At 60.9% G+C, this 24,255-nt stretch carries 22 protein-coding genes; 8 read left to right on the top strand and 14 right to left on the bottom strand.

Translation table 11 applies throughout. From position 1 onward, the window contains the following. Nucleotides 1-101 precede the first annotated feature (101 nt). The 10 genes from pgi to dksA all read right to left on the bottom strand — a co-directional run bounded on the left by pgi (nt 102) and on the right by dksA (nt 12,591). Nucleotides 102-1,766: a glucose-6-phosphate isomerase gene (pgi, locus tag C4J91_RS23225; protein ID WP_124364430.1), complete on the bottom strand. Its 1,665-nt coding sequence runs from the start codon at nt 1,764-1,766 to the stop codon at nt 102-104. A gap of 226 nt (nt 1,767-1,992) precedes the next feature. Beyond that, nucleotides 1,993-2,844, bottom strand: coding sequence for a pantoate--beta-alanine ligase (gene panC, locus C4J91_RS23220; RefSeq protein WP_124364429.1), 852 nt, complete (start codon nt 2,842-2,844; stop codon nt 1,993-1,995). Continuing rightward, a complete protein-coding gene (gene panB / locus C4J91_RS23215; protein WP_124364428.1) occupies nt 2,841-3,641 on the bottom strand; it encodes a 3-methyl-2-oxobutanoate hydroxymethyltransferase in 801 nt (266 codons plus the stop codon). Before panB ends, panC begins: the two co-directional genes overlap by 4 nt. Nucleotides 3,642-3,963: 322 nt before the next feature. After that, on the bottom strand, nt 3,964-4,446 hold the full coding sequence (folK, locus tag C4J91_RS23210; RefSeq protein ID WP_124364427.1) for a 2-amino-4-hydroxy-6-hydroxymethyldihydropteridine diphosphokinase: 483 nt from the start codon (nt 4,444-4,446) through the stop codon (nt 3,964-3,966). A 2-nt stretch (nt 4,447-4,448) separates the two neighbouring features. Next, nucleotides 4,449-5,852: a polynucleotide adenylyltransferase PcnB gene (locus C4J91_RS23205; RefSeq protein WP_124364426.1), complete on the bottom strand. Its 1,404-nt coding sequence runs from the start codon at nt 5,850-5,852 to the stop codon at nt 4,449-4,451. A gap of 693 nt (nt 5,853-6,545) precedes the next feature. Beyond that, a complete protein-coding gene (locus tag C4J91_RS23200) occupies nt 6,546-7,976 on the bottom strand; it encodes a sigma-54 dependent transcriptional regulator (RefSeq protein WP_124364425.1) in 1,431 nt (476 codons plus the stop codon). Nucleotides 7,977-7,998: 22 nt separating this feature from the next. Then, complete coding sequence (locus C4J91_RS23195) at nt 7,999-10,953, bottom strand: sensor histidine kinase (protein ID WP_164484567.1); 2,955 nt, start codon at nt 10,951-10,953, stop codon at nt 7,999-8,001. After that, nucleotides 10,937-11,113: a hypothetical protein gene (locus C4J91_RS23190; RefSeq protein WP_003176118.1), complete on the bottom strand. Its 177-nt coding sequence runs from the start codon at nt 11,111-11,113 to the stop codon at nt 10,937-10,939. Before C4J91_RS23190 ends, C4J91_RS23195 begins: the two co-directional genes overlap by 17 nt. Nucleotides 11,114-11,175: 62 nt before the next feature. After that, nucleotides 11,176-12,063, bottom strand: coding sequence for a tRNA glutamyl-Q(34) synthetase GluQRS (gene gluQRS, locus C4J91_RS23185; protein WP_124364423.1), 888 nt, complete (start codon nt 12,061-12,063; stop codon nt 11,176-11,178). Between the two features lie 84 nt (nt 12,064-12,147). After that, nucleotides 12,148-12,591 (bottom strand): RNA polymerase-binding protein DksA, encoded by a 444-nt coding sequence (dksA, locus tag C4J91_RS23180; RefSeq protein ID WP_003194150.1) that lies wholly within the window; start codon nt 12,589-12,591, stop codon nt 12,148-12,150. A 318-nt stretch (nt 12,592-12,909) separates the two neighbouring features. On the opposite strand from dksA, the gene C4J91_RS23175 reads away from it, so the two are divergent. Together C4J91_RS23175 and sfsA are read left to right on the top strand one after the other, a co-directional pair. Then, nucleotides 12,910-14,082 (top strand): pyridoxal phosphate-dependent aminotransferase, encoded by a 1,173-nt coding sequence (locus tag C4J91_RS23175; protein ID WP_124364422.1) that lies wholly within the window; start codon nt 12,910-12,912, stop codon nt 14,080-14,082. Further along, nucleotides 14,082-14,795: a DNA/RNA nuclease SfsA gene (gene sfsA / locus C4J91_RS23170; protein WP_124364421.1), complete on the top strand. Its 714-nt coding sequence runs from the start codon at nt 14,082-14,084 to the stop codon at nt 14,793-14,795. The genes C4J91_RS23175 and sfsA overlap by 1 nt, the downstream gene beginning before the upstream one ends. Here the strand turns inward: sfsA and C4J91_RS23165 are convergent. Beyond that, a complete protein-coding gene (locus C4J91_RS23165) occupies nt 14,792-15,109 on the bottom strand; it encodes a Rieske 2Fe-2S domain-containing protein (protein WP_124364420.1) in 318 nt (105 codons plus the stop codon). The genes sfsA and C4J91_RS23165 overlap by 4 nt on opposite strands. 155 nt (nt 15,110-15,264) lie before the next feature. Here C4J91_RS23165 and C4J91_RS23160 point away from each other — a divergent pair, with 155 nt between their 5' ends. The 3 genes from C4J91_RS23160 to C4J91_RS23150 are packed head-to-tail and all read left to right on the top strand — an operon-like array spanning nt 15,265 to nt 17,944. Continuing rightward, nucleotides 15,265-16,143, top strand: a complete 879-nt coding sequence (locus C4J91_RS23160; protein ID WP_124364419.1) for a hemin ABC transporter substrate-binding protein — start codon at nt 15,265-15,267, stop codon at nt 16,141-16,143. Nucleotides 16,144-16,193: 50 nt separating this feature from the next. Continuing rightward, complete coding sequence (locus tag C4J91_RS23155; RefSeq protein ID WP_164484596.1) at nt 16,194-17,177, top strand: iron ABC transporter permease; 984 nt, start codon at nt 16,194-16,196, stop codon at nt 17,175-17,177. Beyond that, a complete protein-coding gene (locus C4J91_RS23150) occupies nt 17,177-17,944 on the top strand; it encodes a heme ABC transporter ATP-binding protein (protein WP_124364417.1) in 768 nt (255 codons plus the stop codon). The genes C4J91_RS23155 and C4J91_RS23150 overlap by 1 nt, the downstream gene beginning before the upstream one ends. Nucleotides 17,945-18,163: 219 nt before the next feature. Here C4J91_RS23150 and C4J91_RS23145 read toward each other — a convergent pair whose 3' ends face one another. The 3 genes from C4J91_RS23145 to C4J91_RS23135 form a co-directional block, all read right to left on the bottom strand. Beyond that, nucleotides 18,164-18,436 (bottom strand): TfoX/Sxy family protein, encoded by a 273-nt coding sequence (locus C4J91_RS23145; RefSeq protein ID WP_124364416.1) that lies wholly within the window; start codon nt 18,434-18,436, stop codon nt 18,164-18,166. Nucleotides 18,437-18,632: 196 nt separating this feature from the next. Beyond that, the gene (locus tag C4J91_RS23140; protein ID WP_124364415.1) at nt 18,633-18,977 is read right to left on the bottom strand and encodes a pentapeptide repeat-containing protein; all 345 of its coding nucleotides are present in this window, start codon (nt 18,975-18,977) and stop codon (nt 18,633-18,635) included. Nucleotides 18,978-19,069: 92 nt separating this feature from the next. Further along, complete coding sequence (locus tag C4J91_RS23135) at nt 19,070-20,626, bottom strand: bifunctional aminoglycoside phosphotransferase/ATP-binding protein (protein ID WP_124364414.1); 1,557 nt, start codon at nt 20,624-20,626, stop codon at nt 19,070-19,072. A gap of 118 nt (nt 20,627-20,744) precedes the next feature. On the opposite strand from C4J91_RS23135, the gene mrcB reads away from it, so the two are divergent. Genes mrcB through C4J91_RS23120 form a run of 3 tightly spaced genes read left to right on the top strand, consistent with a single transcriptional unit; the run spans nt 20,745 to nt 24,149 of the window. Continuing rightward, a complete protein-coding gene (gene mrcB / locus C4J91_RS23130; protein ID WP_124364413.1) occupies nt 20,745-23,069 on the top strand; it encodes a penicillin-binding protein 1B in 2,325 nt (774 codons plus the stop codon). Nucleotides 23,070-23,085: 16 nt separating this feature from the next. Further along, nucleotides 23,086-23,820 (top strand): M48 family metallopeptidase, encoded by a 735-nt coding sequence (locus tag C4J91_RS23125; RefSeq protein ID WP_124364412.1) that lies wholly within the window; start codon nt 23,086-23,088, stop codon nt 23,818-23,820. Continuing rightward, the gene (locus tag C4J91_RS23120; RefSeq protein ID WP_124364411.1) at nt 23,820-24,149 is read left to right on the top strand and encodes a YqcC family protein; all 330 of its coding nucleotides are present in this window, start codon (nt 23,820-23,822) and stop codon (nt 24,147-24,149) included. Before C4J91_RS23125 ends, C4J91_RS23120 begins: the two co-directional genes overlap by 1 nt. Nucleotides 24,150-24,255 lie beyond the last annotated feature (106 nt).

Below are 24,255 nucleotides of genomic sequence, written 5' to 3'. Positions count from 1 at the left end.
CGCTCCTTATTCTTGTTTTGCGACAAGTCATAAAGATGCACCCTGAGGAGACAGGGTTCAAGGCCAACGTCCAAACGGACATTGGCCTTGAAGTCGCCGGATCAGCCGCGGTGACGGCCGCGGAAGTAGTTGATCAGGCCCTGGGTCGAAGCATCTTCGGCCGAGGTTTCTTCGGCGCCGGTCAGGCGGTTGTAAACGCCTTTGCCCAGCTCTTTACCCAACTCGACACCCCACTGGTCGAAAGCGTTGATGCCCCAGATCACGCTCTGGACAAACACCTTGTGCTCGTACATGGCAACCAGCGCGCCGAGGCGACGGGGGCTGATGCGTTCAACCACGATGGTGTTGCTCGGGCGGTTGCCCGGGATCACCTTGTGCGGCGCCAGTTTCTGCACTTCAGCTTCGGGGATGCCTTTTTCGCGCAGCTCGGCTTCGGCTTCGGCGCGGGTCTTGCCAAGCATCAATGCCTGGCTCTGGGACAGGCAGTTGGCGTAGAGCCACTGATGGTGGTCGGACACCGGATTGAAACTCACGATCGGCACGATGAAGTCAGCCGGGATCAGTTGGGTGCCTTGGTGCAGCAACTGGTGATAAGCGTGTTGCCCGTTGCAGCCCACGCCGCCCCAGATGACCGGGCCAGTATCGGTGGCGACCGGCGTGCCGTCCTGGCGCACGCTCTTGCCATTGGATTCCATATCCAACTGCTGCAAATGCTTGGTGATGTTACGCAGGTAGTGGTCGTACGGCAGGATCGCATGGCTCTGCGAACCCCAGAAATTGCCGTACCACACGCCCAGCAAGCCCAGCAGCACCGGCATGTTGGCTTCGAACGGCGCGTTCTGGAAATGCTGGTCCATGGTGTAGGCACCGGACAGCAGTTCCTTGAAGTTGGACATGCCGATCGCCAAGGCAATGGGCAAGCCGATCGCGGACCACAGCGAGTAACGACCGCCGACCCAGTCCCACATCGGGAAGATGTTTTCTTCGCGGATACCGAACGCCACGGCCGCTGCGTTGTTGCTCGACACGGCGATGAAGTGGCGGTACAGCTCGGCTTCCGAGCCGCCCTGCGCCAAGTACCAGGCGCGGGCGGCCTGGGCATTCTTCAGGGTTTCGAGGGTGTTGAAGGACTTGGACGAGACGATAAACAGCGTGGTCTCGGCGCGCAGCTTCATGGTCAGCTCGTGAAACTCGCTGCCGTCGATGTTCGCCAGGTAATGACAGCGCACGCCTTTGTGGGCGTAGGACAGCAGCGCTTCGGAGACCAGCTCCGGGCCGAGGAACGAACCACCGATGCCGATGTTCACCACGTCGGTGATCGGCTTCTCGGTGTAGCCACGCCACAGGCCGTCGTGGATGCGGCCAACCAGGTCAGTGATCTGGTTCAGCACTTTGTGCACGTCCGGCATGATGTTCACGCCGTTGACCGACAACTTGTCGCCTACCGGACGGCGCAGGGCGGTGTGCAACGCCGGGCGGCCTTCGGAGGAGTTGACCGGCTCGCCGGCATACAGCGAGTTGATCGCGTCTTTAAGGCCGACTTCGTTGGCCAGGCCCACCAGCAGGTCGCGGGTTTCGCCGGTGATCAGGTTTTTCGAGTAATCGAGGAAAAGCCCGCAGCTGCTCAGGGTGAATTCTGAAAAACGCTGGGGGTCGGCATTGAAGGCCTCGCGCATGCTGAAATCCTGCATGGCTTGGCGATGTTGATTGAGCGCTTGCCAGGCGGGCAGCGCGGTAACGTCATGAGGGGTGCGGTAGTACGCCATCGCTGCGGGTTTCCTTTTTATTACAGGGACTGCCTTTTAGGACACTTCAAAATCCGGAACATCCAGTCTTTTAACTGGCCACGGGTTCCGGACAGCGCTAACCATACGCGCAGGGCGATTACATTAAACCTAGCGTGTCGATATGTCTTGGCTTTGTCTGCGCTGTAGCCGGTACTTTTTTATACCGGCACAGCGATCAGGGCAATCGGCGGGCTGTTGGCAGGGGTCAGTCGAGGGTCAGATGCAGGTTGTCGATCAGGCGAGTCGCGCCCAGATAGGCCGCAACCAGAATCACAATGTCCCGATCCTCAGGCGTGGCTGGCCGCAGGTGTACGCCTTGGCGCACCTCCAGGTAGTCCATGCGCAAACCAGCGGCTTCGATCTGCTGGATGTGCTCGGCGCGCAGCCTGGCGAAATCACGCTCACCGCTTTTGATGGCGGCGGCAATCTGGCTGAGGCTGCGGTACAGCACCGGTGCAATCGCGCGTTGCTCTTCGGTGAGGTAGCCATTGCGCGATGACAGCGCCAGGCCATCGGCTGCGCGGACGGTCGGCTCTCCGATGATCTGGATCGGCATGTTCAGGTCATGCACCATGGCACGGATCACCGCCAGTTGCTGATAGTCCTTCTGGCCAAATACGGCCATGTCCGGCTGGACCATATTGAACAGCTTGCTGACCACCGTGGCGACACCTTCGAAATGGCCTGGACGGCTGGCCCCACACAGTCCTTCGGACAGCAGCGGCACGCTGACGCGGGTCTGGCCGGTCATGCCGCCGGGGTACATTTCCTCCACCGTTGGCGCGAACAGCAGGTTGCAACCGGCTTGCAGCAGCCGTTCCTGATCGGCGGCGAGGGTGCGCGGGTATTTGTCCAGGTCTTCGCCGGCGCCGAATTGCAGCGGGTTGACGAAAATGCTCGTCACCACGAAATCCGATTGCTGCGCAGCCTTGCTCACCAGGGTCGCGTGGCCACTGTGCAGGTTGCCCATGGTCGGCACGAAGCCGATGCGCTTGCCGGCGTTGCGCGCGTGGGTCACGGCGGCGCGCAGTTCGCGCAGGGTTTTAACGGTGTTCATGCAGAGAATCCGTGTTCGGCGCCAGGGAAGGTCACGGCCTTGACTTCGCTGACATAAGCGCTCAGTGCGGCGTGAATGCTGGGCTGGCCGGCCATGAAGTTTTTCACGAACTTGGGCACGTGGCCGCTGATCGACAGGCCGAGCATGTCGTGCAGCACCAGCACCTGGCCATCGGTGGCGGAGCCAGCACCTATGCCTATCACCGGTACTTTGACAGCCTGGGTGATTTCGGCGGCCAGTTCACTGGGCACGCACTCCAGCAGAATCATCGCGACGCCGGCTTGTTCCAGGGCGATGGCATCGGCGCGCATCTGGCGTGCCTGGGCTTCATTGCGGCCCTGGACCTTGTAGCCGCCCAGGAGGTTGACCGACTGGGGCGTCAGGCCCATGTGCGCGCAGACCGGTACGCCGCGCTCAGCCAGCAGCCGGATCGACTCGGCGAGCCATACGGCACCTTCGACCTTGATCATGTGCGCACCCGCCTGCATCAGTTTGCCGGCGTTCTGGAAGGTCTGTTCGAGCGTGGCATACCCCATGAATGGCAGGTCGGCGATGATGAACGCACCGTCATTGCCACGCTTGACGCTGGCGGTGTGGTACGCGAGTTCATCGGTGGTGACGGGGAGCGTGCTGTCATGCCCTTGCAGAACCATGCCCAGGGAGTCGCCTACCAGCAACACCTCGACCCCGGCCTGGCAACAGGCGTGGGCGAAGGTCGCGTCGTAGCAGGTCAGCATGGTGATTTTTTCACCCTTGAGCTTGAGGCTCTGCAAGGTGGTCAGGGTAATGTCTGGCATGAAAAGGGTCCTCGTTCAGGCGCTTGGAAACAGCGAGTAACGCGCGTGAGTCTTCGTTTATACAGGCGCACCGTCTTGATAGCAGTGCTTATATGGCCTGGATTGCGCCCTTCAGCGCCGGGTTGGCGGCGGCGGGACGCCTATAGTCGTGAGGAGGACACGGGAAGTCAATTGGATGTGTTACCGCCTTGTTACGATGGCGGTGTTACCCCTGTTACGGACGCGATTGCAGGAGCGAGCTTGCTCGCGAAGAATCCAAGGGCACCGCGTTCAATCAGGCTGAGCGCGTGATCGTTGACGATTTTTGCGAGCAAGCTCGCTCCTACAGAGGCAAGCGTTCCAGGCCGACGAATGGGCAAGCTGTCAGCAGTTCACCCAGCGTTTGGCCCTCGGGCAACTGAAAGTCGGCAGGCACCAGTTCAGCCAATGGATAAAGCACGAACGCCCGCAGGTGCATCTGGTAATGCGGCACTTTGAGGCGCGGCTCATCAATCAGGCGATTACCGAATAGCAGGATATCCAGGTCCAGCGTACGTGGCCCCCAACGCTCAGTGCGCTCGCGGCCCTGATCGTTTTCGATGGCGTGCAGTGCGTCGAGCAGGCCCAGCGGCGTGAGGTTGCTGTCCACGGCCGCCACCGCGTTGGTGTAGCGCGGTTGGCCTGGCAGCAGGGAGTCGCTTTGATAGAAGGCGGATACATCGACGAGGGCCGTGTCGGGCAAGTGCGCCAGGGCTTCGATAGCGTTGCGCAGTTGCTGCTGCGGGGCAGCCAGGTTGCTGCCCATGCCGATGTAGATACGTTCCACGATTATTCGCCTGTTGCGCCCGAGGCATCGGCGGCGCTGCGTTTGCGCTTGCTGGAGCTGCGGCGGCGCTTTTTCGGCCCTTCGCCTAGGCTATCGCCTTTGCTGCCGAGCTCACGAATCATCTCGCGGCGTTGGCTGTCATTGGCATCCTGATAGTCGGTCCACCACTCACCCAGGCCGTCGGTCTGCTCGCCGGCGCTTTCGCGCAGCAACAGGAAGTCGTAGCCGGCGCGGAAGCGCGGGTTGTCCAGCAGCAGGTCGGCGCGTTTGCCACTGCGGCGCGGCAGGCGCTCCTGCATGTCCCAGATTTCGCGGATCGGCAGGGTGAAGCGTTTCGGAATGGCGATGCGCTGGCACTGTTCGGTGATCAGCTCGTGGGCGGCTTCCTGCATGGCGGGAATCGGCGGCATGCCACGGTCCTGCAAGCGCAGTACGCGTTTGGGCAGGGCCGGCCACAACAGCGCGGCAAACAGGAACGCCGGGGTCACTGGCTTGTTCTGCTTGATGCGCAAGTCAGTGTTGATCAACGCTTCGCTGATCAGCGTGTGGGTGTACGTCGGGTTGTGTTCCAATGCCTCGGCGCTGGCCGGGAACAGTGGATCGAACAACTGCAGGTCGACGAGCATTTCAAAGGTGTCGGCGGCGTAGCCCGAAAGGAACAGTTTGAGCACTTCTTCAAACAGGCGTGCCGACGGGATTTCCCGCAGCATCGGTGCCAGTTCGCGAATCGGTGCGGCTGTGTGTTTCTCGATACCGAAGTTGAGCTTGGCGGCGAACCGCACAGCGCGCAGCATGCGCACCGGGTCTTCCTGGTAGCGCTGCGTCGGGTCGCCGATCAGGCGGATCAGGTTGTTGCGGATATCGTGTACGCCATTGGCGTAATCGAGGATCCGCTCGCTGACTGGATCGTAATACAGGGCATTGATGGTGAAGTCGCGGCGTTGCGCGTCTTCTTCCAGCGTGCCGTAGACATTGTCGCGCAGGATGCGCCCGCTCTCGTTGCGAGAAGACTGATTGGTGTCTTCCTCTTCATCGTTTTGCGGGTGGCCGGCGCGGAACGTCGCGACCTCGATGATTTCGCGACCGAAGTGGATATGCACCAGCTTGAAGCGGCGCCCGATGATCCGCGCATTGCGGAATTCGGCACGCACCTGTTCAGGCGTGGCGCTAGTGGCGACGTCGAAATCCTTCGGCGTGATATTGAGCAGCATGTCACGTACGCAGCCGCCCACCAGGTAGGCCTGGTAACCGGCGTTCTGCAAACGTTCGACGATGTTCACCGCATAACGGCTGAATTGAGCGCGCTGCAATGAATGCTGATTGCTGTTAAGCACTTCAGGCGTGCTGCGAATGTGTTGCGTACGACGCAAGGGAGAACGGAATGACTGGAACAACTTCTTCAGCATGGGATGCACTGTTTGAAGGAATGTTCGGCCATAACGAAGAATGACCGCATGATGGGCCGGGATTCTAGCATTTAGTCAGGGGATGGTGTAGGAACAAGCTGCAGGCGTTGCGCCATAAGCGTTTAAAAGGCAAATCCAGGGGCTAACTGTCGGAAACTACAAGGGGAGCCGAAGCTCCCCCAGAAGTAGTTGCGTACTCTATTTTTATTATGGTGTCGGGCTTCTTGTTTTTGTTGATCGCCCTCGCCAGGAAGCTTCACCTTCATGGCACTCCCAATCGGGAGCCAAGAGCAAACGGATTGCTTTGGTCGCTGTGTTGCTGATCTACGATCCAACCAGTTCAGGCTCTGCCTTAGGGCAGTTTTTGTTGTTCTCGGCCTGGTTGCGGGGCAAGCCCCAATGCAACGCCTCTCCAAAAGAATCAGTTAGCTGCGCCTCCGCCGTGTTGTTTTTGTTATGCGTGAGTCGATTCGTCTTATTTTTATTGTCTGGTACAAAGCTTGTTATTGTTTTTGTACTAAGCATATAGCAGGGTGCGTGCCAACTTTTGCGCCGCCCAGCAAACGCAGGGGTTTGAGGTGATTTGCGGGGTTTGGCGGGCGAAAAAAAACCGGGGCTTCGTTACCGTAAGCCCCGGTTTTTGTTACGTGAAATATCTGCGGTAACAGTTTTTTCACATTAGCAGGTGTTACCTCAGCTCTCGCTGGGAACACCGGTCTTGCGCCGTGGAATGCCCAGGCGTTGGCGACGTTCCCACAGGCACTTGCGGCTTACGCCAAGCTTGCGGGCCAGTTCGGTTTCGGTCATGTGGTCCTGGTGCTCGAGGACGAAATGCTGGAAGTAGTCTTCCAGGGACAAATCTTCCGTCGGCTCATGGCTGGTCGCGCTACCTGCGCCCTGTTGTGGCGCCAGACCGATGAAGTCGTCGTCGTCCAGATCGCTGAGCTCGATATCGATGCCCAACAGCTCGGCGGATATTTCCGGGCTTTCCGACAGGATGACCGCGCGCTCGACGGCGTTCTCCAGTTCGCGCACGTTGCCCGGCCAGGCGTAATGGCGGATCGCCTGCTCTGCGTCCGGCGCAAACTTCAGATCGGTACGGTTGATGCGCGCGCTCTGGCGCAGCAGGAACGCGCTGGCGATCTCGTTGACATCGGCGCCACGCTCGCGCAGTGGCGGCAGCTTGAGCGCAATCACATGCAGGCGATAATACAGGTCTTCACGGAACTGGCCGATCTTGGCCAGGCTCTTGAGGTCACGGTGCGTCGCGGCGATCAGGCGTACATCGACCTTCTGCGATTGCACCGAACCGACCCGGCGAATCTCGCCTTCCTGCAGCACCCGCAACAAGCGCGCCTGGGCTTCCAGGGGCAACTCGCCGATTTCGTCGAGGAACAGCGTGCCGCCGTCGGCGGCTTCGACCAGGCCCGCACGCCCGGCGCTGGCACCGGTGAACGCGCCTTTTTCGTGGCCAAACAATTCCGACTCGATCAGGGATTCGGGGATCGCCGCGCAGTTCACCGAGATCATCGGGGCCTTGGCGCGCCTGGACAGGTTATGCAGCGCGCGGGCCACCAGTTCCTTGCCGGTGCCCGACTCACCCTGGATCAATACATTGGAGTCGGTCGGCGCCACTTTGCGGATCTTGCTGTAAAGGTCCTGCATCGGCGGGCAGGAGCCAATGATGCCGATCTCGCCGTTACTGTTATCGACGCCCGGTTTGTCGGCTGCTTTTCCTGCCGGACGCGGTTCGGCTGGCGCGCTGCTGGCCGACTGGCGGTCACGCAGGATGCGCGCCACAGCCTGCAGCATCTCGTCATGGTCGAAAGGCTTGGCGATGTAGTCCACCGCGCCCATCTTCATCGAGTCCACCGCCGAGCGCAGGCTGGCGTAGCTGGTCATGATCAGCACCGGAGTGCCCTGGCCCAGCTTGATCAATTCGGTACCCGGAGCGCCCGGCAAGCGCAGGTCGCTGACGATCAGGTCGAACGTGGGAATGCTGAACCGCTCCTGGGCTTCCTGCACCGAGCCGGCTTCGCTGACCTGGTACTGATTACGTTCAAGCAGGCGACGCAAGGCAGAGCGGATAATGGTTTCGTCTTCGACGATCAAAATGTGCGGCATTGATTCAATTCTCTCGACGGTCTCAGTTCACAGCGGACGTCGCTTCGACATGACGCGGCAAGGTCACCCGGATACGGGTGCCGCGTTGGCTTTCGGTGTCAGCCGGGCTGTCGATGGTGATTTGTCCATAATGCTCTTCAACGATGGAATAGACCAGTGCAAGGCCCAGACCGGTACCTTCACCTGGGTCCTTGGTGGTGAAGAAGGGTTCGAACAATCGGTCCATGATGTTCTGTGGAATGCCGCTGCCTTCATCTTCCACGATCAGGTCGACCGTGTGCTCGAAAGCCTCGCTCTTGACGCGTACCGCACTGTGCGGCGGGGACGCATCGCGGGCGTTGGACAGCAAGTTGATCAGGACCTGGGCCAGGCGTTGTGAGTCGCCATCGACCCAGTGGTCCGGATCGCACAGGTTAAAGAACTGTACTTCGAAATTGCGCCGGTTCAAGGCCAGCAGCCCAATGGCGTCCTGCGCCACTTTGGCCAGGCACACCGCTTCGTCCTGATTCTGATGGGCGCCGGAGTGGGCGAAGCTCATCAGCGACTGCACGATGCGCGACACGCGCTTGGTCTGCTCGAGGATCTGCCCGCTGATCTCGGTGATTTCACCGTCCTCCTCGCGCTCTTCCCGCAGGTTCTGCGCCAGGCAGGCGATGCCGGTGATCGGGTTGCCGATCTCATGCGCCACACCGGCGGCCAGGCGACCAATACTGGCCAGGCGCTCGGAGTGCACCAGCTTGTCTTCGAGCATCTGGGTGTCGGTGAGGTCTTCCACCAGCAACACCAGGCCGCTGTTGCCTGGGGCCAGGGGCTCGTCAATGGCGGCCTTGTGCAGGTTGAGCCAACGGGTCTGGCCGTCGAGGGCCAGGTGCTGCTTGTGCAAATGCTCGTCGGGCAGGTTGATAAAACCTTGCAACAATTCTTTCCAGGGGTCGCCGAGTGTATTGAGGCGAGAGCCGACCACGCGTTGCGCGGCAATGCCGGTAAGCTCTTCCATAGCCTTGTTCCACATCAGGATTTCCTGGTCCTTGGCCAGGGAACACACGCCCATCGGCAGTTCCTGCAGGGTCTGGCGGTGGTAACGGCGCAGGGCATCGAGTTCGGCGGCGAGGCCGGTGAGGCGGGAGTGATAGTCCTCCAACCGGCTTTCGATGAAATGGATGTCTTCGGTCACGTAGTTTTCGCCGCCGGCCTTGTAGGGCAGGAAGGTTTCCACCATGTCCTGGGACACGCTGGGGCCCATCAGCCCGGACAAGTTGGCTTCGATACGGTCCCGCAAGCGCCGCAGCGCATAGGGACGGCGCTCGTCGAACGGCAGGTACAGATCGCGCAAGGCTTGTTCGACTTCCTTTTGCGCGGCCTTGGCGCCGAGCGGCTTGGCCAGTTGCGTGGCGAATTCCTGGGGCGAGGCCGCATGCAGTTCGCGGCGTTGCGGGCGACGCACGTTGTCTACCGCGCAGGCCTCGGCGGCGCTGGTTTCTTCGGGGCTGGCGTTGGTGAACAGCGAGATCAGGGTGAACATCAGGACGTTGGCGGCCAGCGAAGCGATTGCGGCCATGTGCCAGCTGGTGTCATCCAGCACGTAAATCATGTTCAGCAACGGTATGTAGAAACCCTGCAGGTTGCCGACCAGCGGTAGCAGCATGGTCACCAGCCACACCAGGATGCCCGCCAGCAACCCGGCGATAAAGCCACGGCGATTGGCGGTCGGCCAGTACAGCACCGAGAGCACGCCCGGCAGGAACTGCAAGGTGGCGACAAACGCCACGATGCCGAGGTTGGCCAGGTCTTGCCCGGCGCCCAGCAGCAGGTAAAAGGCATAGCCGGCCATGATGATCGCGACGATCAGCGCGCGGCGCGTCCATTTCAACCAGCGGTAGATGTTGCCTTCGGCCGGTGGTTGGTACAGCGGCAGCACCAGGTGGTTGAGCGCCATCCCGGAGAGTGCCAGCGTGGTGACAATGATCAAGCCACTGGCCGCCGACAAACCGCCGACATACGCCAACAGCGCCAGGGCCGGGCTGTTGGCGGCAATGCCGATGCCGAGGGTGAAATACTCAGGGTTGGTGGTGGCCCCCAGTTTCAGGCCGGCCCACAGAATCAGCGGCACCGCCAGGCTCATCAACAGCAGGAACAGTGGCAAACCCCAGCTGGCGCTGACCAATGAGCGTGGGTTGAGGTTTTCGGTGAAGGTCATGTGGTACATGTGCGGCATCACGATGGCCGAGGCGAAGAACACCAGCAGCAGCGTGCGCCAGGGGCCTTCCTGCAGGGGCGTGTGCAAGGCGGCGAGGGCGGTCTGGTTTTGCAGCAGCCACAATTCCAGCTGTTGCGGGCCGTCGAACACGCCGTAGAGCGCATAAAGGCCGACACCGCCGATGGCGACCAGCTTGATGACCGACTCAAAGGCAATCGCAAACACCAGGCCCTGGTGTTTTTCGCGGGTGGCGATATGGCGTGAGCCAAAGAAAATGGTGAACAGGCTGATCAAGGCGCAGAAGGCCAGGGCAACGCGATGTTGCACCGGCTCGCGGGTGAGGATGCTGATCGAGTCGGCCACTGCCTGGATCTGCAGGGCGAGCAACGGCAGCACGCCGATCAACATGAAAATCGTGGTGAGTGCGCCGGCCCAGGTGCTGCGAAAACGAAAGGCAAACAGGTCCGCCAGGGAGGACAACTGATAGGTGCGGGTGATTTTCAAAATCGGGTACAGCAGCACCGGCGCCAGCAGGAACGCACCGGACACCCCCAGGTAGCTGGAGAGGAAACCGTAGCCGTATTGATAGGCCAGGCCCACCGTACCGTAGAACGCCCAAGCGCTGGCGTATACGCCCAGGGACAAGGTGTAGGTCAAGGGATGGCGAATGATCGCCCGCGGAATCATTCCACGCTCACTGATCCAGGCGACGCCGAACAACGCCGCCAGGTAGGCGGCGCTGATCAGCAGCATCTGGGTGAGGCTAAAGCTCATCGGCATCTTTTTGGCTCTGCAGGATGAAGGTCACGACGATCAGGATCAGCCAGAGCAGATAAGGACGGTACCAGGCGCCCGTGGCATCAATCCACCAGTCCATGATGGCGGGGGAAAACAGGTAGATCCCGACGACCAGCAGCAGGACCAATCGATAGATGTACATGTTGGCCTCTGATTGAAGAATTGCGGCGATGGTAACGGATGGCTGGCAAGCTGCAAGCGCCTTCAGTTCAATTGCGCTTCGGCCAGGGTGAGTGTGCGCGGGATCCGTGTGGCATCCCACTGCCGAATGCCCCAATCCAGCAGTTCCCTGGGGCTGGCGTAAAGCAGCTCGTCACCGGCCGGCTGACCGAGGGCGCGCAGCGCTCTGAGTAGCAACGGCGTGGCCTGGTCTGCGGTCAGCGGTGGCGAACGGTACGACTTGCCCAGTTTGTGACCGTCGGGCTGGACGATCAGCGGCACATGCAGATAACGCGGCTGCCTTAGTCCGAGTAACTCCTGGAGGTAAAGCTGGCGTGGCGTGGAATCGAGCAGGTCGGCGCCGCGCACGATGTCGGTAACGCCTTGCCAAGCGTCATCCAGGACGACGGCCAATTGATAGGCGTACAGGCCGTCGCGGCGGCGGATGATGAAGTCGCCTGCATCGCGCCCCAGGTGCTGTCGGAACTCGCCCTGTACGCGGTCGGTAAAATGGTATTCAAGCTCGGGCACGCGCAAACGGATAGCCGCATCTTGCTGATCGTGGCCAGCATTGCGGCAAAGCCCGGGGTAAATCCCGTTGTAGGGTTCCAGCTGTCTGCGCGAGCAGGTGCAGGCGTAGGCCAGGCCGTGGTTGAACAAGTCGTTCAGCACCTTGGCGTAGGCGTCGTGCCGCTCGCTCTGGCGGACCAGTTCGCCATCCCACTCAAAGCCGTAGCTTTCCAGGGCATGCAGGATTGCCGTCTGGGCGCCGGGTTCTTCACGAGGTGGGTCGAGGTCTTCCATGCGCATCAGCCAGCGGCCTTGATTGGCGCGGGCATCGAGGTAGGAGGCGAGGGCGGCGACCAGGGAGCCGAAGTGCAGATGGCCGCTGGGCGTGGGGGCGAAGCGCCCGATATAGGTAGAGGCAGTCATGGGCCGGATACTACTGGAAAATCGGTAAACGCCAGCAACAAAAATGGGGCGTTCGCACGCCCCATTCGTTCAGCTCGACAAGCATTACTTGCCGACCTGTTTTTCCTTGATTTCGGCCAAGGTCTTGCAGTCTACACAGAGGTCCGCGGTCGGGCGGGCTTCCAGGCGACGAATACCGATCTCGACGCCGCAGGATTCGCACCAGCCGTATTCTTCGTCTTTGATCAGTTGCAGGGTCTTGTCGATCTTCTTGATCAACTTGCGCTCGCGGTCGCGGGCGCGCAGTTCGAGGGCGAACTCCTCTTCCTGGCTGGCACGGTCGGCCGGGTCAGGGAAGTTGGCTGCTTCGTCCTTCATATGGTCAACCGTGCGGTCGACTTCCTGCATCAAATCCTGTTTCCACTTGTTCAGGATTTTGGTGAAGTGCTCGCGCATGGGCTCGCCCATGTACTCCTCGCCCTTTTTTTCCACATAGGGTTCGAAGCCGCCGAGGCCTTGAGTCTGCTGTTGCTTTGCTTGGGTGGACATGAATAGACCGCCTCTCACTCTTCTAATCCATTGCGCAGGATTGCAACGTCACCGACACCTGCCGGCCCTGCGGCTGCAAGCGGGCGAACTTACCAGATAGATTCGGGGTGCGCCACTCCCGGTTGTCGAGCCTGTCGCGTCGGGGGTTGCAAACTGCAGCGGCCCGTCGTGGCTGGGTATGTCTCGTCTCGAATGTTGATTTTAGTCGTTTTGCCGGCGCTTGCCTGGCCGTGAAGTCGGCCGGGCAGGCAATAGAACATGTTTTATCGCGAGGGTTCGGTAGAATCCTGATTTTGTCCTCACCGTCTAGGAAGGCTAATGGCTCAGCCCTACAGTGCGCGCAGTCGCGCCATCGAACCTTTTCATGTCATGGCATTGCTGGCGCGCGCCAATGAGCTGCAGTCAGCCGGCCACGACGTGATCCATCTGGAAATCGGCGAGCCGGATTTCACCACCGCCGAACCGATTATCCAGGCAGGCCAGGCCGCCTTGGCCAATGGCAAAACCCGTTACACCGCCGCCCGTGGGCTGCCCGAATTGCGCGAGGCGATCAGCGGTTTCTATCAGCAGCGCTACGGGTTGAGCATCGATCCGCAGCGCATTCTGATCACGCCCGGCGGCTCCGGTGCGTTGTTATTGGCCACCAGCCTGCTGGTGGATCCGGGCAAGCACTGGCTGCTGGCGGATCCGGGCTACCCCTGCAACCGGCATTTCCTGCGCTTGATCGAGGGCGCGGCGCAGCTGGTGCCGGTCGGCCCGCAAGTACGCTACCAATTGACCGCCGACCTGGTGGCGCAACACTGGAACCAGGACAGCGTCGGCGCACTGGTTGCCTCGCCGGCCAACCCGACCGGGACGCTTCTGACGCGGGACGAGTTGGCCGACCTGTCCAACGCCATCAAGGCGCGCGACGGCCATCTGGTGGTGGATGAGATCTATCACGGGCTCACCTACGGCACCGACGCCGCGAGCGTGCTGGAAGTCGACGACGATGCCTTCGTCCTGAATAGTTTTTCCAAGTATTTCGGCATGACCGGCTGGCGCCTGGGCTGGCTGGTGGCGCCACCTGCAGCGGTCGCTGAGTTGGAGAAGTTGGCGCAGAACCTCTACATCAGCGCGCCGAGCATGGCCCAGCACGCGGCCCTGGCCTGTTTCACCCCGCAAACCCTGAGCATTCTGGAAGAGCGCCGGGCCGAGTTTGGCCGGCGCCGCGACTTCCTGCTGCCGGCCCTGCGTGAGTTGGGGTTTGGTATCGCCGTAGAGCCCGAAGGCGCGTTCTATCTGTATGCCGATATCAGCGCGTTTGGTGGAGATGCCTTCGCGTTCTGCCGCCATTTCCTGGAAACCGAACATGTGGCCTTTACCCCCGGGCTGGATTTCGGCCGTTATCAGGCGGGTCATCATGTGCGTTTTGCCTACACGCAAAACCTCGACCGGCTACAAGAGGCGGTGGAGCGAATTGCCCGTGGCTTGCGGAGTTGGCAAGGCTGATGCGTTTTCATCCTCCCCTCGAAGAAGGGCGGCTGATCCGCCGCTACAAGCGTTTTCTCACCGATATCGAAACCGTTACCGGCGAGTTGCTCACCATTCACTGCCCGAACACCGGTTCGATGCTCAACTGCATGGTCGAAGGCGGCCAGGTCTGGTTCAGCCGTTCCGCCGACCCCAAGCGCAAATTGCCAGGCACCTGGGAAATCGCCGAAACGCCCCAGGGCCGGCTGGCCTGCGTCAACACCGCACGCGCCAATCAGTTGGTCGAAGAGGCACTGCGCGCCGGGCTGATCACTGAACTCAACGGCTTTACCGCGTTGAAACGCGAAGTGCCTTACGGGCAGGAACGAAGCCGGATCGATTTTCGCCTGGACTACCCGCACGGTCCGGCGTTTGTCGAAGTCAAAAGTGTCACCTTGGGCTTTGATGGCACCTCTGTGGCGGCGTTCCCCGATGCGGTGACTCAGCGCGGTGCCAAGCACTTGCGTGAGTTGGCCCACCTGGCGCGCGAAGGCGTGCGGGCGGTGCAGTTGTACTGCGTTAATTTGTCGGGGATCGATGCGGTGCGCCCAGCGGTGGAAATTGACGCGGGCTACGCCGCCGCGTTGCGTGAGGCCAAGGCAGCGGGTGTGGAGGTGCTGGCGTACGGCGTGCGGGTCACGCCTGAAGAAATCTGTATCGAACGGCCGTTGAAGGTGCTGCTGGGCAACTAGAGTTGCACCCACAGGCCTTGTGCGTCTTCGCGGCCGGGCAGGGCGGTGAGGCTTTGGCCTGCGCACGGGCCGGCAATGCATTCGCCGCTTTCGATCAGGAACAGCGCGCCATGGGTGGCGCATTGAATCAGGCTGGCGCTTGAGTCGAGGAAGCTGTCCGGCTGCCATTCCAGTGGGATGCCGCGATGGGGACAGCGGTTGACATAGAAGTAGGCAACGCCAGCGCGCCGCACGGCCAACAGTTTGCAACCGTCGATATCAAAACCGAGGCTGCTGTCGGGCGCCAAGGCCTCGGAGGGGCAGAGAAACTTCATTTCAATCCTTAAGTGCCTTGACGTTCAAATGCAAACAATTATCAAATGCCCGCTTCGCCCGTCAGCTGATCGGGTGCTCACTACGATGCCGGGCAGGGTTTATCTGTCACATCAATGAGTGCTTGAGCGGCCCTGCCTTGGAAGGAAACCCTGTTATGCGCCTGAGTGCCAGCGTTATTGCGCTAGTTGCCGGACTGCTGGTCAGCCACGCGGCCCAAGCCTTGGACCTGCCGCAACGCTGGGTCAGCGCCGGCGGCGCGTTATCGGAATGGGTGACGGCATTGGGGGGCGAGCCGAAGCTGGTCGGCGTGGACACCACCAGCCAGCATCCAGCGTCGCTCAAGGCATTGCCCAGTATTGGTTATCAGCGCCAATTGTCGGCCGAGGGCATTCTCAGCCTGCGCCCGCAGGTGCTGGTGGGGACCGAAGAGATGGGGCCACCACCGGTGCTGGCGCAGATCCGCAACGCGGGCGTACAGGTAGAGATGTTCTCGGCACAACCGGATTTACCCAGCCTGAAAGCCAACCTGGCGCACCTGGGCAAGCTGCTGCGCAGCGAGGCCAAGGCCAACGAATTGTTTGCCGGATATGAGCAGGCGCTGGATCAGCAGAAAGCCTGGGTGACCAAGGCCCGGTTGACGCAGAAAGCGCCCGGTGTGTTGCTGTTGCTCGGGCATGCCGGCGGCAAGCCGTTGATCGCCGGTAAAGACACCGCCGCTGACTGGATGCTGGAGCAGGCCGGCGGCCGTAATCTGGCGACTCACAGTGGTTACAAACCGTTCTCGGCGGAGTCGCTGGCCGGGTTGAGCCCGGATGTGCTAGTAGTTGCTGATCGGGCGCTCAGTGGTGAAGCGGCCCGTGTGGCGTTGTTCAAGGAAAACCCCATCCTCGCTTCCACGCCAGCGGCCAGGAACGGCCGGGTGCTGGAGTTGGACCCGACGCTGCTGGTGGGCGGGCTTGGGCCACGCCTGCCGCAGAGCCTGGCGCAGTTGTCCGCAGGCTTTTACCCGTCCCAGGCTGAACCCGCCCCATGACCCGGTTGGTTAAACCGAAAACGCTGTTTATCGGGCTTGCGCTGTTATGTCTGCTGGCGATCTGGCTTTCATTGGCCCTGGGACCGGTCAGCCTGCCGCTGTTCGACACGCTCAGGGCTGCGCTGCGAATGATCGGAGTGCCGATTGAGGCCCAGGGGCTCGAACAGGCAGAGTTGATCCTGGGGCAGATTCGCTTGCCGCGCACGTTACTGGGCCTGGCCGTGGGCGGTGTGCTCGCTTTGTCGGGCGTGGCGATGCAGGGCTTGTTTCGCAACCCGCTGGCCGATCCTGGCCTGGTGGGCGTGTCCAGTGGCGCGGCGCTGGGGGCTGCGGTGGCAATTGTCGGCGGATCTTTTTTTGGCGGGCTGCCGGAGGCGCTCGGGCCGTATCTTTTGTCGATTTGCGCGTTTCTGGGCGGCCTGGGCGTCACGGCGCTGGTGTATCGACTGGGCCGACGCAATGGCCAGACCAACGTTGCAACAATGTTGCTCGCCGGCATCGCGCTGACTGCACTGGCCGGTTCTGCTGTAGGTCTGTTTACCTACCTGGCGGACGACGCCACCTTGCGTACCCTCACATTCTGGAACCTGGGCAGCCTCAACGGTGCCAGCTATTCACGTTTATGGCCGTTGCTGCTGGTGAGTGCGGGCGTGGCGCTGTGGTTGCCGCGCCGAGCGAAGGCCTTGAATGCGCTGTTGCTGGGTGAGTCCGAGGCCAGCCACCTGGGCATCGATGTGGAAAAGCTCAAGCGTGAGCTGGTGTTCTGTACGGCGCTGGGCGTTGGTGCGGCGGTGGCAGCGGCGGGCATGATCGGCTTTGTAGGGTTGGTGGTGCCGCACTTGGTGCGGTTGCTGGCCGGACCGGACCATCGGGTGTTATTGCCGGCTTCGGTGCTGGCGGGCGCGAGTTTGTTGCTGTTGGCGGATTTGGTGGCGCGTTTGGCGATGGCGCCGGCGGAACTGCCGATCGGTATCGTCACTGCGTTTATTGGCGCGCCATTTTTTCTCTATTTATTGCTGCGAGGGCGCGCCTGATGCTACGGGTGGAAGCGTTGCAGATCCGTCGCGGGCGTAAAACCGTATTGGCAGATGTCACCCTGGAGCTGCTGCCGGGCGAAGTGCTCGGCGTATTGGGCCCCAATGGTGCAGGCAAAAGTACCTTGCTCAGCGCGCTGTGCGGCGAGTTGACCCCTGATCAGGGCAAGGTTTGGCTGGATCAGCAAGAGTTAAAGCAATGGAGCGGCGCGCAACGAGCCCAGCGCCTGGCGGTACTGCCCCAGAGCTCGACCCTGGACTTCGCGTTCCGTGTCGAAGAGGTTGTAGGACTGGGGCGTTTGCCGCATCAGACCGGGCGAGTACGCGATGAGGAAATCATCAGCGCGGCACTGCAGGCGGCGGATGTAGAGCACTTGAGTGGTCGCAGTTACCTGGCCTTGTCGGGCGGGGAGCGTCAACGGGTACACCTGGCCCGTGTGTTGGCGCAATTATGGCCGGGGGAAGCGGGCCAGACGCTATTGCTGGATGAGCCGACATCGATGCTCGATCCGTTGCATCAGCACACGACCTTGCAGGCGATCCGGCGCTTTGCCGATCGTGGCGCAGCGGTATTGGTGATCCTGCATGACCTGAACCTGGCCGCACGTTACTGTGATCGAATTCTGTTGCTGGAGAACGGATGCCCGCGCGCCCTGGACACGCCCGCACAGGTGCTGCGCCCCGAGCCGCTCAAGGCGGTGTTTGGTCTGGATGTGTTGGTGCAGTTGCATCCGGAGCGTGGTCATCCGTTGATCATCGCGCGTTGAACCGGCGTTTCGCAGGCAAAAAAAGACCCGGCAAGAGCCGGGTCAAATAACCGTGATTAGCCTGATGAGGAGATAATCTGAGAGTCCGAACCAATGGTCTTTCAGTTATCGGCTGATCTCGCGACCAGTTGTGATAATCATAACGATTCTCATTTGAGAGTCAACAACATTCCCTTACTTTTCTCAAAAATCCTGAAAATACTGGATTGATTGGTGGATCTACATCTTCTGGCGGGTTGAGAGCGCCTCCAACTGACGGTTCAACGCTTCCTTGCGCTCCGTGGGAATGTCGTTCCAATGCACGTCCATCAACGCGCCTTCAATCGCATACAGCAACACTTTTGATGCCCGGAACCCGCGAGTTCGCACGGCTCGGTAAGCATCGACCGCGCCCAGGCGGCGCAGGTCGGACGCGCTGTGGATGCCCGCCGCATGCAGCCACTGCGCCGACGTCTTGCCAAGATTCTTCAGGTGTTGCAGCTCATCGTTCATCAAGCCTCCTTGCGACGGCCGAATGGTGCGGTGGGTATCGTGACCAGGCAAGCCTGAAAATGAGTGTAGCGCTCAGTAGGAAAAGCGTGATTCTTTGCTCGAGAACGGCTGAAAAGCTTATAAGAATGACCCTACGTGTCAGGCACGGGAAAACGCCCGGCAAGCTGAAGCGCAGCCGGGAGCCGGAGTTTTGAGGTTATTTGGTGCGGTAACGCAGGCGGGTACCGAAATTCACCGACATCAGAATCTCGTCTGCCGTCAGGTCGGGTGAGAAGTAAGTACCGGAAATCTGCGCATGGGCCAGGCTGGCACCTTCCAATGAGCATTCGCGTAAATCCAGCCCGCGCAGGTCGGCGGAGCGGAAATAGGCGTCGGTAAAGTCGATCCCCGCAGCGTTCAGTTCGCGCAGGTCCAACCCTCGGAAGTCGCCGCCGCGCATGTCGATAACGCCGCCTTCGGGGCGCTCTTGATTGAAGCCCCGAATGTCGTCCTTATGCAGGAGCGCGTAGAGCGGGGTATCAAGAAGCTTGGGCTGACTCATGACGGCGACTCCTGTTGGAATTATGGCGCCATTATAGTGCCACTATTGCAGGGTCGTGCGCCAACGTAGACGACACGACCAAGAAATATTTCTTACAGACCGGGCAAGCGTTGACGAATATGCCCGACCAATGCATCGAGCGTCCCGCTTTCATTGGTCTCGACGCGTTTACTCAACAGCAGCTCTTGAGCGGTCAGCGGGTCACGACTGGCGTTTTGTTCTTCAATAACCAGCAACGTTGCGTCGGACGGATCGTTTTTATCTGCCTGACGTTGTGCCAGCCAACTGCCGATGACGGCCTGGGGCGCGTTGCAATCCAGAATCAGGAACGGGGCGCCGGTGGCTTCGGCAACCCGGGCCGCCGAGTCACGTTGTGCGCGTTTGAGGAAGGTGGCATCCAGCACCACCGGGAAACCGGCGCGCAGCACGGTGTCGGCTATTTCATTCAGGCGCGTGTACGTCGCAGCACTGGCGTCATCGCTGTAGATGCCGGCTTGCGGGGTGTTTTCAACCTGCTGCTCGCCAAACAGGCGCTTGCGCTCCACATCCGAACGCACGCGAACAGCGCCTAAGGCCTCGACCAGGCGCATGGCCACATGGCTTTTGCCCACAGCCGAAACCCCGTGGGTGATGGCCAGGAAGCGCGACGGAATCGTGCTGTAGCTTTCCGCCAGATTGGCATAATTACGGTACTGGCGCAGGGTGGTGGCGCGTTGCACCGGGTCGGCTTCGCTCGGCATGCTGAACAGGGCGACTTTCGCCCGCACCAGTGCGCGATAAGCCTTGTAGAAATTCAGCAGCTCCAGCCCCTGATAATCGCCGGTCAGTTCCAGGTACTGGCTGATAAATCGGCGTGCCAGGCATTTGAGGCCACGGTCTTCCAGGTCCATCGCCAGGAACGCGGTGTCGGCATACACGTCGGTAAAGCGGAACGGCTCGTTGAATTCGATGCAGTCGAAGATCACTACATGGCCATCGATCAACGTGGCGTTACCCAGGTGGATATCACCATGGCATTCACGGGTGAAACCGTTGAGCTTGCGCTGCTCCAGCAATGGCTTGAGGCGTTCGAAGCTGCTTTGCGCCCAGGCTTGCAGGGCTTCCAGTTGAATGAGGTCGGCCTTGTCACTCAGGAAAGGGCGGATCTGTTCGAAGTTCTGGCGGACCGGTGCCATCACTTCTTCCGGAGTACCGGCCGGGTGCTCCTGCGGGACCTTGGGCGCGTTGAGGTGAAAGTGCGCAATCTGCCTGGCCATTTCGTCTATGTGCGCGCTGGTGAGTTCACCGTTGGCTTGCAAGGTGCTCAGCATCTGGCTTTGCGGGAACTGACGCATTTTCAGCGCGTACTCGATCACCGGGCCGTCGCCCGCCAATTGCGGTGCGTCGGCAGTGCCGGTAATTGGCAAAACTTCAAGATACAAATCTTCGGTCAGGCGCTGGTTGAGGCGCAGCTCTTCGTTGCAGAAGTGACCGCGTTTTTCCAGGTCGGTGAAATCGAGGAAGCCGAAGTTCATCGGTTTCTTCAGTTTATAAGCATAGGGACCGGTCAGGATCACCCAGGAAATATGGGTTTCAATGACTTGAAACGCTTCCACCGGATGCGGGTACAACGCCGGGTTTTGCAGGGCGGCAATCAGGGACTGGCTCACGGGCGATCCTTTAAAGTCTGGGAGAAATCATGGCAAGCATTATGGCCGCTACGGGCGGTCGTGCAAACCGCTGTCCGGCTCATGTTGATCATCAATAAAGTGCGTATAATCCGCCGCCATGACTCGAACCCGATCTCCCCGTTCCCGTAAAAAACCTCCTTCGCGCAGCCTGCGCCCGTGGCTGGGCTGGGCGCTCAAGCTAGGCCTGGTTGGCCTTGTGGCGCTCGCCGGCGTGGCGGTGTATCTCGACGCCGTGGTCCAGGAGAAATTCTCCGGCAAGCGCTGGACCATCCCGGCCAAGGTGTACGCACGCCCGCTGGAATTGTTCGCCGGCCAGAAGTTGAGCAAGGAGGACTTCCTCACCGAACTCGATGCGCTGGGCTATCGCCGCGAACCCGTGAGCAACGGCCCAGGCGCGGCGGCCGTCAGCGGCAATACCGTCGACCTGAACACCCGCGGCTTCCAGTTCTACGAAGGCCTGGAAAAAGCCCAGCCGGTACGCGTGCGTTTTTCCGGCGATTACGTGGCTGAGTTGTCGTCGCTCAACGGCGCCAAGCTGCCGGTGGTACGCCTCGAGCCGCTGATGATCGGCGGTATCTACCCGAAGAATCTTGAAGACCGGATCCTGATCAAGCTCGATCAGGCGCCGCCGTACTTGTTGGAAACCCTGGTAGCAGTAGAAGACCGCGACTTCTACAGCCACTGGGGCGTCTCGCCCAAATCGATTGCCCGCGCAGTGTGGGTCAATACTTCCGGCGGCAAGATGACCCAGGGTGGCAGCACGCTCACCCAGCAATTGGTGAAGAACTTCTACCTGACCAATGAGCGCAGCCTCACCCGCAAGCTCACCGAAGCCATGATGGCAATGCTGCTGGAGTTGCATTACAGCAAGCAGGAAATCCTCGAGGCGTACCTCAACGAAGTCTTCGTCGGCCAGGATGGTCAGCGTGCGGTGCACGGTTTCGGCCTGGCCAGCCAGTTCTTCTTCGGGCAGCCGTTGTCGGAATTGAAACTGCATCAGGTTGCGTTGCTGGTGGGGATGGTCAAGGGGCCGTCCTATTACAACCCGCGTCGCAACCCTGAGCGTGCGCTCGAGCGCCGCAACCTGGTACTCGATGTATTGGAACAGCAGGGCGTCGCCACGGCCGAGCAGGTCGCGGCCGCGAAGAAAATGCCGCTGGGTGTCACCACCCGCGGCAAGCTGGCAGATAGCTCATTCCCTGGCTTTATCGACCTGGTCAAACGCCAACTGCGCGAAGACTATCGCGACGAAGACTTGACCGAGGAAGGCCTGCGAATCTTCACTAGCTTCGACCCCATCCTGCAGATGAAAGCCGAAGCGTCGGTCAATGACACCTTCAAGCGCCTGACAGGCCGCAAAGGCTCCGATGAAGTAGAAGCCGCGATGGTGGTGACCAACCCGGAAACCGGCGAGGTCCAAGCCATGATCGGTAGCCGTCAGGCCAGCTTCGCCGGGTTCAACCGCGCGCTGGATGCCGTGCGCCCGATTGGCTCGCTGGTCAAGCCGGCGGTCTACCTGACCGCCCTGGAAAAACCGAGCAAGTACACACTGACCAGTTGGCTGTCGGATGACCCGCTGTCGATCAAAGGCGCCGATGGCCAGGTGTGGACGCCAAAGAACTTCGACCGCCGCTCGCACGGCACCGTGTTCCTGTATCAGGGGCTGGCGCATTCCTACAATATCTCGACATCGCGCCTGGGGCTGGAAGTCGGTGTGCCGAATGTGCTGAAAACCCTGGCGCGACTGGGTATCGAGCGCGAGTTCCCGGCGTTCCCCTCGATGCTCCTGGGCGCGGCGGCCATGAGCCCGATGGAAGTGGCCACCATGTACCAGACCTTGGCCAACGGTGGCTTCAATACGCCGATGCGCGGTATTCGCAGCGTGCTGACCGCCGAGGGCGAACCGCTCAAGCGCTACCCGTTCCAGATCCAGCAACGCTTCGACGCGGGCTCCATCTACCTGATCCAGAACGCCATGCAGCGCGTGATGCGTGAAGGTACCGGGCGCTCGGTCTACAGCGTGCTGCCGTCGAACCTGACGCTGGCGGGCAAGACCGGCACCAGTAACGATTCGCGCGACAGTTGGTTCGCAGGTTTTGGCCAGGACGTATTGGCCGTGGTGTGGTTGGGCCGTGACGACAATGGCAAGACGCCATTCACCGGAGCGACCGGTGCGCTGCAGGTCTGGACCAGCTTCATGCGCAAGGCAGACCCGTTACCACTCAACATGCCGCAGCCGGACAATATCGTGCAGGCCTGGATTGATCCGCACACCGGCCAAGGTTCGGATGCCAACTGCCCGGGAGCGGTGCAGATGCCGTATATTCGCGGCAGCGAGCCACCACCCGGTGCCGCATGCGGGGGCAGCGCCCCTGCTGACGCGGACTCGGTGATGGATTGGGTCAAGGGCTGGATGAATTAAGCAAAGAGGGTTTCAAGTGAACAAGTTGTGGATTCCAGCGATTACCGTTCTGGCTTTGCTCGGCGGTTGCTCCAGCGTGCAACGCGGCTCGATTCCGGTGGTGGATTCGAGTACTAACGTCTCCAATAACGACCGGATTTCGGCCAATGGCGGGTTTCGTCAAACCGTGACCAACCGCCCGGCACAGGCCAAGCCTCAGGCAATGCCACAGGATTCGGGCGTGGTGGTGATGGTGCCTGGCAGTGGCGCTGCAACCGCAGCCCCGATCAGCGCCGAACCCTGGACACCAGGCCCAGGCACTTCGGCGCCGATCGATTCCACGCCGATCCAGACGGCGCCGGTCAACCAGGGCACTTACACCATGCCATCGACGCCGAGCGGTATTCCTTCGTCGTCCAGCGCCGGCGGCCTGTCGGCTGACGAACAACTGGATGGCCCGGTACTGGCGCTGCTTACCACCGCCCAGCAACAGCAGGCCGGCGGTGATCTCAATGGCGCTTCGTCGAGCCTCGAGCGTGCTCAACGCGTTGCTCCTCGCGAACCACAAGTGTTGTATCGCCTGGCCCAGGTACGCCTGGCCCAGGGTGATGCGCCGCAAGCCGAGCAGTTCGCTCGCCGTGGTTTGACCCTGGCCAACGGTCGCCCCGACCTGCAAGCCAGCCTGTGGGGGTTGATCGGTGACGCGCGTGCCGCCCAAGGCGACGCTGCCGGCGCTGCCCAGGCTCGGGCAAAAGCCAAGGTCAGCCTCTGATGGATGGGCGGTTCCCGGCGATTGCCGAGCAGTTGTTATTGATCGAGCGAGAATTGCGCGTGCAGGGCTGGTGGGATGAAGTGCCCCCCAGCGCCGAAGCGCTCAGCAGCGTCGAGCCTTTTTCGGTCGACACATTGGATTTTCACCAATGGCTGCAATGGATATTCCTGGTACGCATGAAGCAGATCCTCGAACAGGACCTGCCTCTGCCCAACGCTTCTGGAATTCTGGAAATGGCCGAGATGGTCTATGCCGACCGTCCGCGAGAGAGCCTTGGCTTGCGTAATGCGCTGAAAAAGTTCGACCAACTGATCGCTGACGCTGGTTAATTGCCTGACTGTCGGTTTTTCCGGCAGTCTTGCGCATATTTCTACCGCTTGACGACATTCAGGCGAGTTTTATCCCTCCTCACAGGCCTTTCTCCTGCGTTCTCAT

The organism is Pseudomonas sp. R3-52-08 (assembly GCF_003851745.1).
In the GTDB taxonomy this organism is placed as follows: domain Bacteria; phylum Pseudomonadota; class Gammaproteobacteria; order Pseudomonadales; family Pseudomonadaceae; genus Aquipseudomonas.
The sequence above is the reverse complement of the archived record's forward strand: the minus strand, read 5'-3'. Positions and strand labels throughout refer to the sequence as shown.